This window comes from Flavobacterium pasteuri, assembly GCF_048286615.1.
GTDB lineage: Bacteria > Bacteroidota > Bacteroidia > Flavobacteriales > Flavobacteriaceae > Flavobacterium.
This window is the reverse complement of the sequence record NZ_JBLVPN010000013.1, coordinates 1-17910: the sequence shown is the minus strand read 5'-3', so window position 1 is coordinate 17910 and position 17910 is coordinate 1. Positions and strand designations below refer to the sequence as shown.

Annotated in this window: 11 protein-coding genes; 10 read left to right on the top strand and 1 reads right to left on the bottom strand. The window is 35.7% G+C overall.

Translation table 11 applies throughout. The features are described from left to right. Positions 1-10 precede the first annotated feature (10 nt). Positions 11-445: a PaaI family thioesterase gene (locus tag ACNQF6_RS15505; RefSeq protein ID WP_417966909.1), complete on the bottom strand. Its 435-nt coding sequence runs from the start codon at positions 443-445 to the stop codon at positions 11-13. A 116-nt stretch (positions 446-561) separates the two neighbouring features. Here ACNQF6_RS15505 and ACNQF6_RS15500 point away from each other — a divergent pair, with 116 nt between their 5' ends. The 10 genes from ACNQF6_RS15500 to ACNQF6_RS15455 all read left to right on the top strand — a co-directional run bounded on the left by ACNQF6_RS15500 (position 562) and on the right by ACNQF6_RS15455 (position 17768). Further along, on the top strand, positions 562-2088 hold the full coding sequence (locus ACNQF6_RS15500) for a right-handed parallel beta-helix repeat-containing protein (protein ID WP_417966907.1): 1527 nt from the start codon (positions 562-564) through the stop codon (positions 2086-2088). Positions 2089-2453: 365 nt separating this feature from the next. After that, the gene (purL, locus tag ACNQF6_RS15495) at positions 2454-6128 is read left to right on the top strand and encodes a phosphoribosylformylglycinamidine synthase (protein ID WP_417966905.1); all 3675 of its coding nucleotides are present in this window, start codon (positions 2454-2456) and stop codon (positions 6126-6128) included. A 256-nt stretch (positions 6129-6384) separates the two neighbouring features. Beyond that, complete coding sequence (locus ACNQF6_RS15490) at positions 6385-7008, top strand: hypothetical protein (protein ID WP_417966904.1); 624 nt, start codon at positions 6385-6387, stop codon at positions 7006-7008. Between the two features lie 1231 nt (positions 7009-8239). Beyond that, entirely contained in the window at positions 8240-10015 is a 1776-nt protein-coding gene (locus tag ACNQF6_RS15485; protein ID WP_417966902.1) for an AMP-dependent synthetase/ligase, read from the top strand. 21 nt (positions 10016-10036) lie between these two features. Continuing rightward, positions 10037-11089: a proline iminopeptidase-family hydrolase gene (locus ACNQF6_RS15480; RefSeq protein WP_417966900.1), complete on the top strand. Its 1053-nt coding sequence runs from the start codon at positions 10037-10039 to the stop codon at positions 11087-11089. Between the two features lie 171 nt (positions 11090-11260). After that, entirely contained in the window at positions 11261-11647 is a 387-nt protein-coding gene (locus ACNQF6_RS15475) for a hypothetical protein (RefSeq protein WP_417966899.1), read from the top strand. A 136-nt stretch (positions 11648-11783) separates the two neighbouring features. Beyond that, positions 11784-12287, top strand: coding sequence for a MarR family winged helix-turn-helix transcriptional regulator (locus ACNQF6_RS15470; RefSeq protein ID WP_417966896.1), 504 nt, complete (start codon positions 11784-11786; stop codon positions 12285-12287). Continuing rightward, entirely contained in the window at positions 12271-14661 is a 2391-nt protein-coding gene (locus tag ACNQF6_RS15465) for a 3-hydroxyacyl-CoA dehydrogenase/enoyl-CoA hydratase family protein (protein ID WP_417966894.1), read from the top strand. The genes ACNQF6_RS15470 and ACNQF6_RS15465 overlap by 17 nt, the downstream gene beginning before the upstream one ends. 80 nt (positions 14662-14741) lie before the next feature. Continuing rightward, entirely contained in the window at positions 14742-15923 is a 1182-nt protein-coding gene (locus ACNQF6_RS15460) for an acetyl-CoA C-acyltransferase (RefSeq protein WP_417966893.1), read from the top strand. 39 nt (positions 15924-15962) lie between these two features. Continuing rightward, positions 15963-17768: an acyl-CoA dehydrogenase family protein gene (locus ACNQF6_RS15455; protein ID WP_315208030.1), complete on the top strand. Its 1806-nt coding sequence runs from the start codon at positions 15963-15965 to the stop codon at positions 17766-17768. The last annotated feature ends 142 nt before the right edge of the window (positions 17769-17910 follow it).

Sequence of the window (17910 nt, the reverse complement as noted above, 5' to 3'; positions counted from 1 at the left end):
GCTTCAATTATTAATCTCTGCTTTTTCTTTTTGGCAAAACCATATTTGTCAGCTTGCAAAGTGATATTAAATTATTATTTTCATCTGTAATTCGTATTTCCCAAAGATGAATGCTTCGCCCTTTGTGAACAATCTTAGCGGTTGCCGTTACAATTCCGTCCCGTTTTGCTTTCAAATGATTGGCTGAAATTTCAATTCCGCGCACTTCGCTTAGTTCAGAATTTACATAAAGCATAGAAGCTGCGCTACCCACACTTTCTGCTAAAGCCACTGAAGCACCGCCATGTAACAAGCCCATTGGCTGATGTACAGAAGGGTTGACAGGCATTGTTGCAACAAGAAAATCTTCACCTGCGTCAGTATATTCAATATTCAACGTTTGCATTAAGGTATTTTTAGAAACGTGATTGCAATATTGTAGTATCTTTTCTTTGTCGAATGTCATGTTATTTAATTTTAAAATGTAAAAATAATTAAAAGATAAGTCACAAAACAGTAATTACAATTGTTATTCTGATTTCGAAAATAGATTTTTCCTATTTTTACAAAAAATATATCCAGATGCGTCCCAAAATAGTATTGTTTTTTATTGGAATTATAATCACTATCTGTTCCTGCCGTTCTAATTTTGAGACTGTAGCCAGCACAGGAGATTTAGAATTTTCTAAGGATACAATTTACCTAGACACCGTTTTCTCTAGCGTAGGTTCTAGCACGTACCGACTTAAAGTGTACAACAAAAGTAAAAAGGACATTACGATTCCAAGTATTAAATTAGCAAAAGGACTGAACTCAAAATACCGAATGAGCGTTGATGGAATGCAGGGTACAGACGGTAAAGTTTTTTATAATGTAGATCTTTTAGCCAAAGACAGTTTGTATATTTTCATAGAAACCACCGCCAATATTGCTGATGCCAACCCAACCGATTTTTTATACACCGATCAAATTCAGTTTGACAGTGGCGAAAACCTACAAAATGTAGAACTTGTAACACTGATTCAAGACGCTGTTTTTCTTTATCCAAAAAGGTTTGCTGACGGAACCACTGAAACACTCCCTATTGGAAACGAAAAAATTAATGGTTTTTATCTGGATGAAAATGACTCTGTAAATGGAAATGAATTACAGTTTACCAATGATAAACCGTATGTAATTTATGGCTATGCAGCTGTCCCTTCGAATAAAACAGCCACTTTTGAAGCAGGAACCCGAGTTCATTTTCATGCTAATTCCGGGCTTATAGTAGGTAATAAAGCTTCCATCAATATTAATGGAGCACGCTCAACAACAGATAAACTAGAAAATGAAGTCATTTTTGAAGGCGACCGTTTAGAACCAGATTTTTCTGATGTGCCGGGACAATGGGGTACGATTTGGCTTACTGATGGTAGTACAAATAACACCTTGAATCACCTCACAATTAAAAATGCTACCATTGGATTGTTGATACAAAACAATGATGGCACAACGGTTTCTATCAAAAACACCCAAATTTACAACAGCAGTAACTACGGAATTTTGGCGCAGACCGCAAAAATAACCGGAGAAAATGTAGTCATCAACAATGCCGGACAGGCCAGTTTAGCGTGTTCCTATGGCGGGAATTATAAGTTCACTCATTGTACTTTCAATAATAACTGGAACAGCTCACAACAAGTGGCGGTAGTAGTGAGTAATTATATTTTAGGTGCAATTCCTGAAGTGAAAGATTTAACTGCAGCCACTTTTAACAATTGCATCATTTATGGTTCCTATACAAACGAAATGAGTTTAAGCAAGAAAACGGGAGCTGATTTTGAATACCAATTCAACAATTGCCTGATCAAATTTGATAACGTATCCAATCAATTCACAACAAATCCTGATTATCAATTCAATACTGATACTGCTCATTACAACGCTATACTTTTGAACAAGGATCCAAAATTCTTCAACACCTCACAGAACAAATTCAATGTAGACGAAACTTCTGCCGCTTTCGCAAAAGGGAATCCGGCTTATCTGATTCCGTTGGATATTTTAGGAAATACAAGAACTTTACCTCCCGATTTAGGTGCTTATCAAAATAAAGTATTCCCTAAATAATTATATTCTAACAAGTACCTTTTATGACGTACAGAGTGTTTTCAAACGCTTTTGGTATAAAAATCAATTTCCTTTTTTCTCTGATATGCCCTTCAATATATTATATGGTCAACTCATTCAATATACTTTTTCATCATATAAGATATTGAAGGGCATATAAGTTTGTAAAAAATCATGATTTCAAAGCATTAGAAAGTGTCAAAAAATAATTTGTGTTAATTCGTGTCCCGAGCGATAGAGAACTTGCGAAGTAAATTCGGGTTATACTTTTCACTTCTTTAATTTTTCAAAGTCTTTGCTTTTCACATTTGCTCGTACTATTTATTTAAACTAAATTTGCATCGCAATACAACAAACTAAAAACAATGATCCATTTCTTTGAAAACCAAAGCAAAACTGTTTTTGCCGTACACACGCAAAACGAAATTTCGGCTCAAGACATTTCAAAACTCAACTGGCTTTTTGCCGATTCAAATAAAATAGAAAAATCCGTACTAACGGATTTTTTTGTTGGTCCTCGTGCCACAATGATAACGCCTTGGAGCACTAATGCAGTGGAAATCACTCAAAATATGGGTATATCCGGTATCATTAGAATCGAAGAATTTCACAAAGCAACAGCTGATTTTTCTGGTTTTGACCCGATGCTTTCTCAAAAATACGCCGAGTTAAATCAAGATATTTTTACAATCAATGTACTTCCTGAAGCAATTTTGGACATCGCTGATATTGCTGCTTACAACAAACAAGAAGGATTGTCTTTGAGTCCGGAAGAAGTAGACTATTTAGACAATTTAGCGATTAAATTAGGGCGAAAACTAACAGATTCTGAGATTTTTGGTTTCTCACAAGCCAATTCAGAACACTGTCGTCACAAGATTTTCAACGGAAAATTTATCATTGACGGAGAAGAAAAAGAATCTTCTTTATTCAAATTAATCAAGAAAACATCTCAGGAAAACCCGAACGATATTGTTTCGGCTTATAAAGACAACGTTGCTTTTGTAAAAGGGCCACGTGTACAACAATTTGCTCCAAAAAGTGCTGATAAACCTGATTTTTATGAAGTAAAAGAATTTGATTCGGTTATCTCCTTAAAAGCAGAAACACATAATTTCCCAACAACAGTAGAACCTTTCAATGGTGCTGCAACTGGTTCTGGTGGAGAAATTCGGGATCGTTTAGCAGGTGGACAAGGTTCTTTGCCAATGGCTGGAACGGCAGTTTATATGACTTCATACTCTCGTTTAGAAGGCCCATTCGACTCCGCTCAGGGTAACAGACCATGGGAAAACGGTATGACCGAAAGAAAATGGTTGTATCAAACCCCAATGGATATTTTGATCAAAGCGTCCAACGGAGCTTCTGATTTTGGAAATAAATTTGGACAGCCTTTAATTACAGGTTCTATCCTGACTTTCGAACACGAAGAAGACGCTCGCAAACTAGGTTTTGACAAAGTGATTATGCAAGCGGGTGGAATTGGTTACGGAAAATTAGACCAAGCAATTAAGAAAAAACCACAAACAGGTGATAAAATTGTCATCCTTGGTGGGGAAAATTATAGAATTGGAATGGGTGGGGCTGCAGTTTCTTCAGCAGATACCGGAGCTTTTAGTTCAGGAATTGAATTGAATGCAATTCAACGTTCTAACCCAGAAATGCAAAAACGTGCTGCCAATGCCATTCGTGGTTTGGTAGAAAGTGATATCAATCCAATTGTTTCGATTCACGATCACGGAGCTGGAGGACATTTGAACTGTCTTTCGGAATTAGTGGAAGATACCGGTGGATTAATTGATTTAGACAAATTGCCTGTGGGAGATCCTACCCTTTCGGCAAAAGAAATAATTGGTAACGAATCTCAAGAAAGAATGGGATTGGTTATCGCCAAAGAAAACATCGATTTATTACAAAAAATAGCTGACCGTGAGCGTTCACCAATGTACCAAGTGGGAGACGTAACCGGAGATCACCGTTTTACTTTCGAATCAAAATCAACTGGTGCTAAACCAATGGATTTTGCTTTGGAAGACTTTTTTGGAAGTTCTCCAAAAGTGGTCATGACAGACAAAACAATCGAAAGAAACTATACTGATTTAGTATACGACAAGAAAAACATTTCAACCTACTTAGAGCAAGTGCTTCAACTAGAAGCGGTTGCTTGTAAAGACTGGTTGACCAATAAAGTAGACCGTTGTGTGGGTGGTAAAGTTGCCAAACAACAATGTGCCGGTCCGTTGCAATTACCATTGAATAATTGTGGTGTAATGGCCTTGGATTATCAAGGAATAGAAGGAATTGCCACTTCGATTGGTCACTCGCCTGTTGCAGCATTAATTGATCCTGTTGCGGGAAGTAGAACAGCAATTGCTGAGGCATTGTCTAACATTGTTTGGGCGCCAATAAAAGATGGTTTAGCTGGACTTTCATTGTCTGCTAACTGGATGTGGGCTTGTAAAAACGAAGGAGAAGACGCTCGTTTGTATGCAGCTGTACAAGGTTGTTCAGATTTTGCAATCGAATTAGGAATCAATATTCCAACCGGAAAAGATTCCCTTTCCATGAAACAAAAATATCCAAATGAAGAAGTAATCGCACCGGGAACGGTAATTATTTCAGCAGGTGGAAATTGTACCGATATTAGAAAAGTAGTAGAGCCCGTGTTACAAAGAGACGGCGGTTCTATTTATTACATCAATCTGTCACAAGACGACTTTAAATTAGGCGGTTCTTCGTTTGCACAAACGTTGAATACTATTGGAAAAGAAGTGCCAACGATTAAAGACGCTGCATTTTTCAAAAGAGCCTTTAATACCATTCAGGAATTAATTTTAGAAAACAATATCCTTGCCGGACACGATATAGGAAGTGGTGGTTTGATTACTACTTTATTAGAAATGTGTTTTGCTGATGTGAATTTGGGTGCTAAAATAGACTTCTCGGGCTTCGAAGAAAAAGACATTATCAAATATCTTTTTGCTGAAAATATTGGAATTGTTTTCCAAGCAAAATCAGATGCTGAAGTGGAATCTAAATTAAACGCCAATACCGTTTCTTTCTACAAATTAGGAAGCGCTACAAATGAAGCAACTTTAGATTTTGGTCCTTGTACATTAGACATTGCTAAACACAGAGATATTTGGTACAAAACTTCGTTTTTATTAGACCAAAAACAATCTAAAAACGGAACGGCTCAAGCGCGTTTTGACAATTATAAAAATCAAGCGTTACACTATACTTTCCCTGCACATTTTACCGGAAAATTACCTGTCATCTCGAGCGCAGTCGATAGACCTAAAGCCGCTATTATCCGTGAAAAAGGAAGTAACTCGGAGCGTGAAATGGCAAATGCGATGTACTTAGCCGGTTTTGATGTAAAAGATGTTCACATGACCGATTTGATTTCAGGTCGTGAAACTTTGGAAGACATTCAGTTCATTGGAGCTGTTGGTGGGTTCTCTAATTCAGATGTATTGGGTTCTGCCAAAGGTTGGGCTGGAGCCTTTTTATACAATGAAAAAGCAAAAACAGCTTTAGACAATTTCTTCAAAAGAGAAGATACGCTATCTGTTGGAATCTGTAATGGTTGTCAACTGTTTATGGAATTAGAAGTGATTAATCCGGAGCATGAAGTTCACGGAAAAATGCTACACAACGAAAGTAACAAACACGAAAGTATCTTTACATCAGTAACGGTACAGGAAAACAATTCAGTGATGCTTTCTTCATTAGCCGGAAGTACACTTGGAGTTTGGGTTTCACACGGAGAAGGAAAATTCAACTTACCAATGGGTGAAGAAAATTATAATATTGTTTCTAAATATGCCTACGAAGGCTATCCTGCTAATCCAAATGGCTCTGATTATAACACAGCCATGCTTTGCGACAAAACAGGGCGTCACCTGGTTATGATGCCACACATTGAGCGTTCTACGTTCCAATGGAACTGGGCACATTATACAAAAGATAGAGATGATGAAGTTTCACCTTGGCATGAAGCTTTTGTCAATGCCAGAAAATGGATGGATAAAAAATAATTTTTTGATTTACTATATGAAAGCGTTCCTGAAAAGGAGCGCTTTTTTTATAGAATGAATTTAAAAGCCATTTTGATGATTTGTAAGATAATAATTAAAGTGTATATTTGAAAGTAATACGCTACGCAGTAGCGAATATACACCAAAGAGAGATGTATATGCGTTACTTTGTAGCGCCTACATACAAGTTGTGGCTAATACAAAGCAACCAAATGAGCAACCGAAGCATCTTATAATAAATTTAAAAATTACAATTATGAAATCCAGATTATTAATTTACCTACCAATATTAGTGTTATTAGGAATAACTATTCTTAGCTGTGAAGAGGGCGAAAAAGAAACTAAACCGGATTTTTCTCTTAAACAGTCAGACCAAATTTCGGATGAGATGTATGATATATATTCTTTAATGATAAATAAAAAATATTCTTCAGAAAAAATCGTAATCGGACAAGCTACAAAAACAAGTATTGATTTAAATTATGAGAATTATTTTTATGATTATTTAATTGAAAATTATCAGGATTTTGATACAAGTTTGGTTCAGATTCATGAGGATTTAAATAAAAACTCTGTAAATTTTGGAGAACAATTTCAAAGTAAAACAAAAAAAATAATTTTAATATCTTCCGATGAATTATCATACATTTTTGATAGCCAAGATTTAAACGCCGACTGGGCGGAATTTTATAATGACTATAAGAATTCTAATGGCATAATTCGTTTTTCGAGAATTGCTTTCAATAAGGATAAAACTCAAGCGATTTTTGAAATCGGACATTCATATGCAAGCTTAGGTGGTGAAGGAAGCATTATATACCTTAAGAAACAGCATAATATCTGGATGATTATCGAAATTATTCCTACTTGGATATCATAATGTATTAGCCAAAAAACATGTTATAGTGCATGCGGGTTTCAGCCGTTTGCGAATGTTTGTATTTCGTAAAAAAAATCGGTGTACCCAGATAAGATATCGTTACGTAATCCCGCACGACACCATACTATAAACCGTCAAACTGTCTAATAACCACCTTTGTTCTTGTTGAATAAATTGTATTAAAAATCGTTTAAATTATTTGTATAACTCGTTGTTTTTATGCAAAATGAGGAATGAAATTCATCAACAGAACTAACAAAAAACCAACTCCCGCTTTTTGCCTCATCAATTGATGAGGCCATTGCGCAAGACAACCAAATTAGGTTCTTTGACCTTTTTGTAGACAGTCTTAAACTTGCTGATTAAACAAAGAAAATTAGAAAAGGGATAAAATAAACTTAGTTTTAGTTCCTAAATAATAGTAGTACTTTTATTTTATATCCATGTCTAAAAATAATTATGAGAGAATAATATCATTCGCTGATGAAGTTTTTAACGATGATTTAAAATAGAAACAACCTGTTGTCTACATTTTTATAGATTATTATTTGCGAAAAAAAATACGAATAGCTAGATTTACATACAACCTGTATATTTAACCCAAATCTATGAAATCCCTTAATTTACTATTTTTCAACCTATAGCTGTTTGTAACTTACTCTAATGCCCAAAATATCAAAAAATCGCCGCAAAGGACGGAATCCATTACATAACCACAAACATTGATCAACCTATATCGGGAACGTATCTTTTTGAAGGTCTCACAGAACCTATCGTACAATTTGATCCAGAAGGAACTGGTATTTATCCAGTATTAGATTTTATAAAAAAACTACAATCATTAAGGGAATGTAATGTTTTGAAAACGGCAATCCAAAATACCAGAAAGGCTTTAATTATCCGGTCTACACACTTTGGCATATAAACAAGGAGACTAACCAATAAATGAAAACCTGAGGAGATTGGACAAATGTTCATTTTTCCTTCCATTTTCAAAAAAAGAAAATGTTTATTTTAGTAAACAGAAGCAAAGATAATATAGAATAATCATAAGAATACAATATTCATGTTGCAGCAACATTTTAGCTTAAAATCAGCCCCTTAAACTTCATTTCAAGAAAACGATTTCGTGAAATGGAAAAATTATAGTTTAATTTTCCATTTAATTTTTGAAAAATAATAATTATTATTAATTTTTATTTAATTTGCGAGTCAATTCAACATTCGAATAATGACTTCTATAACCAGACTTTTTGATTTTCCGTATTATCAACAAGATAAATATAATTCAATTCCAGATGCTTTAACAACAAAGCAAAACGGGGTTTGGATAAAAACTTCTACTCAAGAATATATTGCTAAAGCCAATGCAGTTTCGAGAGCGCTCTTGAAAATGAACGTTCAAAAAGACGATAAAATTGCTATTATTTCTACTAATAATAGAACCGAATGGAATATTATGGATATTGGTGTGTTGCAAACTGGTGCGCAAACCGTTCCCATTTACCCTACAATTTCTGAAGATGATTATGAATATATACTGAATCACTCCGGTGCCATATATTGTTTTGTATCAGATGTTGAAGTACTACGCAAAGTAAATTTAATTCGAAATAAAATTCCGAATGTCAAAGAAGTCTATTCATTCAACGAAATTGAAGGTTGCAAAAACTGGAATGAATTATTGATTCATGGTGTAGACACAGGCAATCAAAGTGAAGTTGAAATTCGTAAAGACAATGTAAAAACCGAAGATTTAGCAACAATAATTTATACCTCGGGTACTACCGGAAGACCAAAAGGAGTTATGCTTTCGCATAAAAACATAGTCTCAAATGTATTGGACAGTGCTTCTAGAATTCCTTTTGAAGCAGGAAAAAGCCGTGCATTGAGCTTTCTTCCTATTTGCCATATCTTTGAAAGAATGATTTTGTATTTATACCAATATTACGGAGTTTCAGTATATTTTGGAGAATCAATTGATAAAATTAGTGACAATCTAAAAGAAGTTAGACCAACTGTGATTACAGCTGTTCCAAGACTTTTAGAAAAAGTATACGATAAAATTTACGCCAAAGGTACAGAGTTGACAGGTATCAAAAAGAAACTATTCTTTTGGGCGATTGATTTAGGATTGCGTTATGAACCTTACGGTAAAAATGGTTTTTGGTATGAGTTCCAACTCAAAATTGCTCGCAAACTTATTTTCAGCAAATGGAAAGAAGGTTTGGGTGGCAATCTTGATTTAATGGTATCTGGTAGTGCCGCTTTACAACCACGATTGGCTCGAATATTTGCTGCAGCAGAAATTCCAGTAATGGAAGGATATGGTTTAACCGAGACTTCTCCGGTAATATCCGTAAACGATATTAGAAATAATGGTTTCAAAGTGGGGACTGTTGGTAAAGTCATTGATAATGTCGAAGTACTAATTGCAGAAGACGGCGAAATTCTTTGCAAAGGACCAAATGTAATGATGGGCTATTACAAAGACGAAAAATTAACAAATGAAGTAATTACTGACGGTTATTTTCATACTGGCGATATCGGAATTTTTGACGAAGAAGGATTCTTGAAAATTACGGACCGTAAAAAAGAAATGTTTAAAACCTCCGGAGGAAAATACATTGCGCCACAATTAATTGAGAATACGATGAAACAATCTCGTTTCATTGAACAAATAATGGTAATTGGTGACGGACAAAAAATGCCAGCAGCTTTCATTCAACCAAGTTTTGATTTTATTAAAGAATGGGGCGTTATCCATGGAATTGATGTTGGAAAAAGCAATGAAGAAATCGTCTCAAACGAGAAAGTTATTGCTCGAATTCAAGAAGAAATTGACAGCTTAAATGAAAAATTTGGAAATTGGGAGAAAATAAAACGTTTTGAATTGACACCGGACGTGTGGTCTATTGAAGGAGGACAGCTTACTCCTACTCTAAAACTGAAACGAAAAATAGTGATGGAAAAATATAATGATTTGTTCCATAAAATCTATAATTAGCGTTCAATAAACTGTTCCGTTATGAAACTAAAAGTACTGATTTGCTGCGTAATATGTATGTTCTTTTTTTCTAATTGTCAAGAAAAACCAAAGGAAGATTCAATAAAGGCAAATTATTTAGACTTTTCCAAACGGGACGACCAGCTGACTGGCGGTATTAAAATGATTCCAATTAAAACGCCTAAAGGCACTTTCAACGTTTGGACAAAACGAGTGGGCAACAATCCAAAAATAAAGGTGTTGCTCTTACACGGTGGGCCAGGATTGACGCACGAACTCTATGAATCTTTTGATGGGTATTTTCCAAACGAAAGCATTGAATACATCTATTACGACCAGTTGGGTTCGTATTACAGTGACCAACCTAATGACAACAGTTTATGGACCAACGAACGCTTTGTGGAGGAAGTCGAGCAAGTACGCATCGCATTAGGATTGGACAGTTCTAATTTTTACCTGATGGGACAATCTTGGGGCGGAATCCTAGCAATGGAATACGCTCTGAAATACCAAAAGAATCTAAAAGGCTTGATTATCTCTAATATGATGGCAAGTACAGCGGAATATAATGCTTACGCAAAAGACATTCTGGCACCACAAATGGATCCTAAAATTCTAAAGCAATTGCAGGATATCGAGAATAATAATGATTTTGATAATCCAAAATACAGTGAATTACTGTTCAAACATTACTACACCGAACATATTTTAAGAATGCCACTGGAGAAATGGCCTGAATCCATCAACCGCTGTTTCAAGCACATTAATCCTAATGTATATGTGTATATGCAAGGGCATAGTGAATTTGGCATTACTGGAAACGCTACACTTAAAAATTGGGATGTCAAAGCCAAACTAAAAACCCTGACAGTTCCTACCTTAAGTATTGGCTCTAAATACGACACGATGGATCCAGAACATATGAAATGGATTGCTAACGAAGTTCAAAACGGACGTTTCTTGTTTTGTCCTAACGGAAGTCACCTTTCACAGTATGATGACCCCAAAACCTATTTTCCGGGCGTGATCAAGTTCTTGAAAGATGTGGATAGCGGGGAGTTTACTAAAGGATAGACTTTATTCGAAATAATACAAACTCATAAATGCTGATGAATTATTTTTTATAATATAATATAAAATAAAAATACAATCCCTTATTTCATATTCAATTGTTTTTTAACACCTTATCTGTTATTTTATTATTTTTTAATACCTTTATTATGTTAACCAATAAAACCAAACATTATGAATGTGAAAAACTTTTTAGTTTCAGGTATTGCGGGTGGTATCGTCCAATTTCTTTTAGGATGGTTGTTTTACGGAATCCTATTTAAAAACTCATTCCCTACTGATGGAAATGAAAACATGCTATTCATATTTTTAGGATGCATGACTTTTGGATTTTTCGTATCCTATATTTTTACGAAATGGGCCGGAATTTCGAATGTAGCTTCCGGTTTTAAAGCCGGTGCGGTTATTGGATTATTCATAGCACTATACACTAATTTCTTTATGAATTCTATGACAGCTGCAATCAATTATCAAACTATAGGGTTAGATATTGCAATTACAGTTGTAATGGCCGCATTAGTAGGTGCAGTAATTGCTCTAGTGAATGGAAAACTAAAATAAAATATAAAAGCATAACAGTAAACTCCTCTTTTTATGGGGAGTTTTTTAGTTTAAACAAAAAAAATCAAAAAAAATTTTCAATATATTATGCACGCATAGTATATTTTTATTATATTTGAAATCGATATAGTTACATATGAAAGATAAAACAATAGATTATATTTTACGTGCCACCTGGCAAGCAGTAGCCAGAATGTATAATGAAGAAGCTTCTAAATATGATGCGAGCATGGCCACAGGTTTTGCTTTGTTGAGTATTGATAAAGAAGGAGGAACTCCTTCAACTTCTTTGGGGCCAAAAATGGGAATGGAAGCTACCAGCTTAACCAGAACCTTAAAATCTATGGAGGAAAAAGGCTTAATCATCCGAAAGAAAAATCCTGAAGATGGTCGTGGCGTATTGATTTACCTAACTGATTTTGGTAAAGAAAAAAGAGAATTGTCCAAGAACACCGTATTGAAGTTCAATGAAACCGTAAAACAACATATCTCTGAGGAAAAGCTACAACATTTTATTGAAGTAGCTGAAACCATCAACGAATTAATTCTAGACAAAAATATATTTAATCACACGAACGCCAGCGAACTGGCGGAGCAAACTGAAAAACAAATACAAACAAAGTATGAAGCGCACAATTAAAAAAGTTGCAGTAATAGGATCCGGAATTATGGGTTCAGGTATTGCCTGCCATTTTGCCAACATTGGAGTTGAAGTGTTACTGTTGGATATTGTTCCAAGAGAACTTACCGAAGCGGAAGCTAAAAAAGGACTGACTTTAGAAAGCAAAATCGTAAGAAACCGATTGGTGAACGAGCATTTGGCTAATTCCCTGAAATCGAAACCATCCCCTATTTACAGTCAGAAATTTGCCAGCAGAATCACAACTGGAAATACCACTGATGACATGGCAAAAATTGCTACTGTGGATTGGATTATTGAGGTTGTAGTAGAACGTTTGGACATCAAAAAAATAGTTTTTGAACAAATTGAAAAATTCAGAAAACCGGGAACCTTGGTGACTTCAAACACGTCAGGAATTCCAATTCACTTTATGAGTGAAGGAAGAAGCGAGGATTTTCAAAAGCATTTCTGTGGGACACACTTTTTTAACCCTGCGCGTTATTTAAAATTATTCGAAATCATTCCTGGTCCGCAAACTTCAACAGAAGTTTTGGATTTCCTTACTGATTATGGTTCAAAATTCTTGGGTAAAACTTCGGTCGTGGCCAAAGATACTCCGGCGTTTATTGGTAATAGAGTTGGTATTTACGGGATTCAGAGTTTGTTTCATTTGGTAAAAGAAATGGGATTGACGATTGAAGAAGTGGATAAATTGACTGGTCCGGTTATTGGAAGACCAAAATCGGCTACTTTCAGAACTGTTGACGTGGTTGGATTGGATACTTTGGTACATGTTGCCAACGGAATCTATGAAAACTGCCCGAATGACGAACAACACGAATTGTTTAAACTTCCAGAATTTGTCAACAAAATGATGGAGAACAAATGGTTGGGAAGTAAAACTGGTCAAGGTTTTTATAAAAAAGTAGACAAGGATATTTTGTCTTTGGACTTAGATACTTTAGAATACCGCCCGGCTAAAAGAGCCTCTTTTACCACTTTGGAATTGACAAAAACGATTGATAAACCAATTGACCGTTTTAAAGTTTTGGTAAAAGGAAAAGACAAAGCGGGAGAATTTTACAGAAAAAGTTTTTCTGGAATGTTTGCTTATGTTTCGAACCGAATTCCTGAAATCTCAGATGAATTATATAAAATTGATGATGCCATGAAAGCCGGTTTTGGCTGGGAAAATGGTCCTTTCGAAATTTGGGATGCCATTGGTGTTGCTAAAGGAATCGAAATCATGAAAGCCGAAGGTCTTGAACCAGCTGCTTGGGTAAATGATATGTTAGCTTCTGGAAGTTCTAGTTTTTACTCTATTAAAGAAGGAGCAACTTTTTTCTACAATATCCCTACAAAATCACAAACTAAAGTTCCAGGTCAGGATTCATTTATCATCCTGAACAACATTCGCGAAAGCAAAAAAGTATGGAGCAATAGCGGAGCGATTATACAAGATTTAGGCGACGGAATCTTGAATTTAGAATTCCAGTCTAAAATGAATACGATTGGTGGCGATGTTTTGGCCGCTATCAATAAAGCGATTGACTTATCTGAAAAAGAATACCAAGGCTTAGTTATTGGGAATCAAGCAGCGAATTTCTCTGTTGGTGCCAATATCGGAATGATATTCATGATGGCAGTCGAGCAAGAATACGATGAGTTGAATATGGCTATCAAAATGTTCCAAGACACGATGATGCGAGTACGTTACTCCGGAATTCCAGTTGTAGTTGCGCCACACGGAATGACTTTTGGAGGTGGATGCGAAATGAGTTTGCATGCTGATAAAGTAGTTGCTGCTGCAGAAACCTACATGGGATTGGTTGAATTTGGTGTTGGGGTTATTCCTGGCGGTGGTGGTTCGAAAGAATTGGCTTTGAGAGCTTCTGATTTATTCCGTAAAAACGATGTGGAATTGAATGTTTTACAAGAATATTTCATGACTATCGCTATGGCAAAAGTATCAACTTCGGCTTATGAAGCTTTTGATACTGGACTTTTACAACACGGAAAAGATATTGTAGTGGTAAACAAAGATCGTCAGATTGCAGAAGCGAAGAAACATGCCTTATTAATGGCCGAAGCGGGTTATACACAACCAATCCGTAGAACTGATGTAAAAGTTTTAGGAAAACAAGCTTTGGGAATGTTCTTAGTAGGAACCAATCAAATGGTTGCTGGAAAATACATTTCAGAACACGATCTTAAAATTGCAAATAAACTAGCTTATGTTATGGCTGGTGGTGATTTGTCTGAAGCGACATTAGTATCTGAACAATATTTATTAGATATAGAACGTGAAGCTTTCTTGTCACTTTGCACAGAAAGAAAAACATTAGAGAGAATACAGTTTATGTTAACGAAAGGGAAACCGCTTCGCAATTAATTTTAAATTATAAATTATGAATTATAAATTACGAATGAACTTCGTTTAAAATTTAGACTTCAAAATTCAAAATAATAGTTATGAAAACAGCCTATATAGTTAAAGCATACAGAACAGCCGTGGGGAAAGCTCCAAAAGGAGTGTTTAGATTTAAACGTCCTGATGAATTGGCAGCAGAAACGATTCAGTTTATGATGAATGAGTTACCTGATTTCGACAAAAAACGTATTGACGACGTGATGGTAGGAAATGCGATGCCAGAAGCAGAACAAGGACTAAACGTGGGACGATTGATCTCTTTGATGGGATTGAAAATCGAAGATGTTCCTGGTGTAACCGTAAATCGTTATTGCGCGTCAGGATTAGAAACAATTGGTATGGCTACTGCCAAAATCCAGTCTGGAATGGCGGATTGTATCATTGCCGGTGGTGCTGAAAGCATGAGTTTTATTCCAATGGGAGGTTACAAGCCTACTCCAGATTATGCTGTTGCAAAAGCGGGTAACGAAGATTACTATTGGGGAATGGGATTAACTGCGGAAGCTGTTGCCCAACAATTCAAAGTTTCTCGTGCAGACCAAGATGAGTTTGCTTATAACTCACACATGAAAGCACTTAAAGCGCAAGCCGAAGGTAAATTTGACAAACAAATTGTTCCTATTACGGTAGAACAAACGTTTATCAATGAAAATGGTAAAAAAGAAACTAAATCGTATATCGTAAATAAAGATGAAGGTCCTAGAGCAGGGACTTCTGTAGAAGCTTTGGCTGGTTTAAGACCAGTTTTTGAAGCGAACGGAAGTGTAACTGCAGGAAACTCCTCTCAAATGAGTGATGGAGCAGCATTTGTTTTAATCATGAGCGAAGAAATGGTCAAAGAATTGAACCTAACTCCTATTGCCCGTTTGGTAAACTTTGCTTCAGCTGGGGTGGAACCAAGAATCATGGGTATTGGACCGGTAAAAGCAATTCCAAAAGCATTGAAACAAGCAGGATTAACATTAAATGATATTGATTTAATTGAGTTAAACGAAGCTTTTGCATCACAAGCATTAGCAGTAACGAGAGAATTAAATCTAAATCCTGATATTATCAATGTCAATGGTGGAGCGATTGCATTAGGTCACCCACTAGGTTGTACCGGAGCAAAATTGTCTGTTCAATTATTCGACGAGATGCAACGCAGAAGAAGCAAATACGGAATTGTGAGTATGTGCGTAGGAACTGGGCAAGGAAGTGCTGGGATTTACGAACTTTTGTAAGCTTATAATTTAATAAAAAACATATAAAAAAATAAAAAAATGGCAGATACAATTGAAAAAAACGTAACCCGTGGCGGTCAGTTTTTGGTTAAAGAAACAAAATGCGAAGATATCTTTACTCCAGAAGATTTTTCAGAAGAGCAATTAATGATGCGTGACTCTGTAAAAGAGTTTGTAGACAAAGAATTATGGGCACATAAAGATCGTTTTGAGAAAAAAGATTACGCCTATACAGAAGAAACCATGAGAAAAGCCGGAGACTTAGGACTTTTAGGAGTTGCAGTACCTGAGGCTTATGGTGGATTAGGAATGGGATTTGTATCAACAATGTTGGTTTGTGATTATATTTCGGGAGCAACGGGTTCGTTCTCGACTGCTTTTGGAGCACATACTGGAATTGGAACGATGCCAATCACTTTATACGGAACTGAAGAACAAAAACAAAAATACGTTCCTAAATTAGCTTCTGGCGAATGGTTTGGTGCGTATTGTTTGACAGAACCGGGCGCAGGATCAGATGCTAATTCTGGAAAAACAAAAGCAGTTTTATCAGAAGACGGAACACATTACAAAATCACAGGACAAAAAATGTGGATTTCGAATGCAGGATTTTGCTCTTTGTTTATCGTTTTTGCCCGTATTGGCGATGACAAAAACATCACCGGTTTTATCCTTGAAAACACTCCAGACAATGGAATTTCTATGGGTGAAGAAGAGCATAAATTAGGAATTCGTGCTTCTTCTACACGTCAGGTTTTCTTCAACGAAACGAAAGTTCCTGTTGAAAACATGCTGTCAGAAAGAGGAAACGGTTTCAAAATTGCTATGAATGCTTTGAACGTAGGTCGTATCAAATTAGCAGCAGCTTGTTTGGACGCACAACGCAGAGTTATTTCAGGTTCAGTTAAATATGCAAATGAAAGAATCCAGTTCAATACTGCAATTTCTCAGTTTGGTGCTATTCGTGCCAAATTAGCGGAAATGGCAACGAGCTGTTATGCTGGTGAAAGTGCTTCTTATAGAGCCGCAAAAAATATTGAAGACAGAATTACAGCTCGTGAAGCTGAAGGTACTTCACATCAAGAAGCAGAATTGAAAGGTGTTGAGGAATTTGCTATCGAATGTTCAATCCTAAAAGTAGCGGTTTCTGAAGATGTACAAAACTGTGCTGATGAAGGAATTCAAATCTTTGGTGGAATGGGATTCTCTGAAGATACGCCTATGGAAAGTGCTTGGAGAGATGCTCGTATTGCTCGAATCTACGAAGGTACAAACGAAATCAACAGAATGCTTTCAGTAGGAATGTTGATCAAAAAAGCAATGAAAGGTCACGTTGATTTACTTGGACCTGCATCAAAAGTGCAAGAAGAATTAATGGGAATTCCATCTTTTGAAACTCCTGATTATTCTGAATTATTTGCAGAAGAAAAAGAAATGATTGGCAAATTGAAAAAAGCATTCTTAATGGTTGCCGGTGGAGCTGTTCAAAAATACGGCCCAGATTTAGATTCACACCAACAATTATTGATGGCAGCTTCGGATATTTTAATCGAAATCTACATGGCTGAAAGTACTATCCTTAGAACTGAAAAATTAGCCAAAAAAGAGGGAGAAGCTAAAATACAAGAGCAAATTGCTATGGCAAAATTATACTTATATAAAGCGGTAGATATTGTTACTCAAAAAGGAAAAGAAAGTGTAATCTCTTTCGCTGAAGGTGATGAACAACGTATGATGTTAATGGGATTACGTCGTTTTACTAAATACACCAACATGCCAAATATTGTAGGATTGAGAGAAATAATCACTTCTAAATTAGTGGCTGAAAATGAATATTGTTTTTAATCAGAAGATAGTTTTTAGTAATTTTATGTCCCGTCCTAAAAAAGCGATACAGATTATTAGATAAAATTAAAATATTAAACAGTAGCAAAGACGTTTTTGCTACTGTTTTTTGTTTTGTAGGTTCTCATATAAATTATACTTT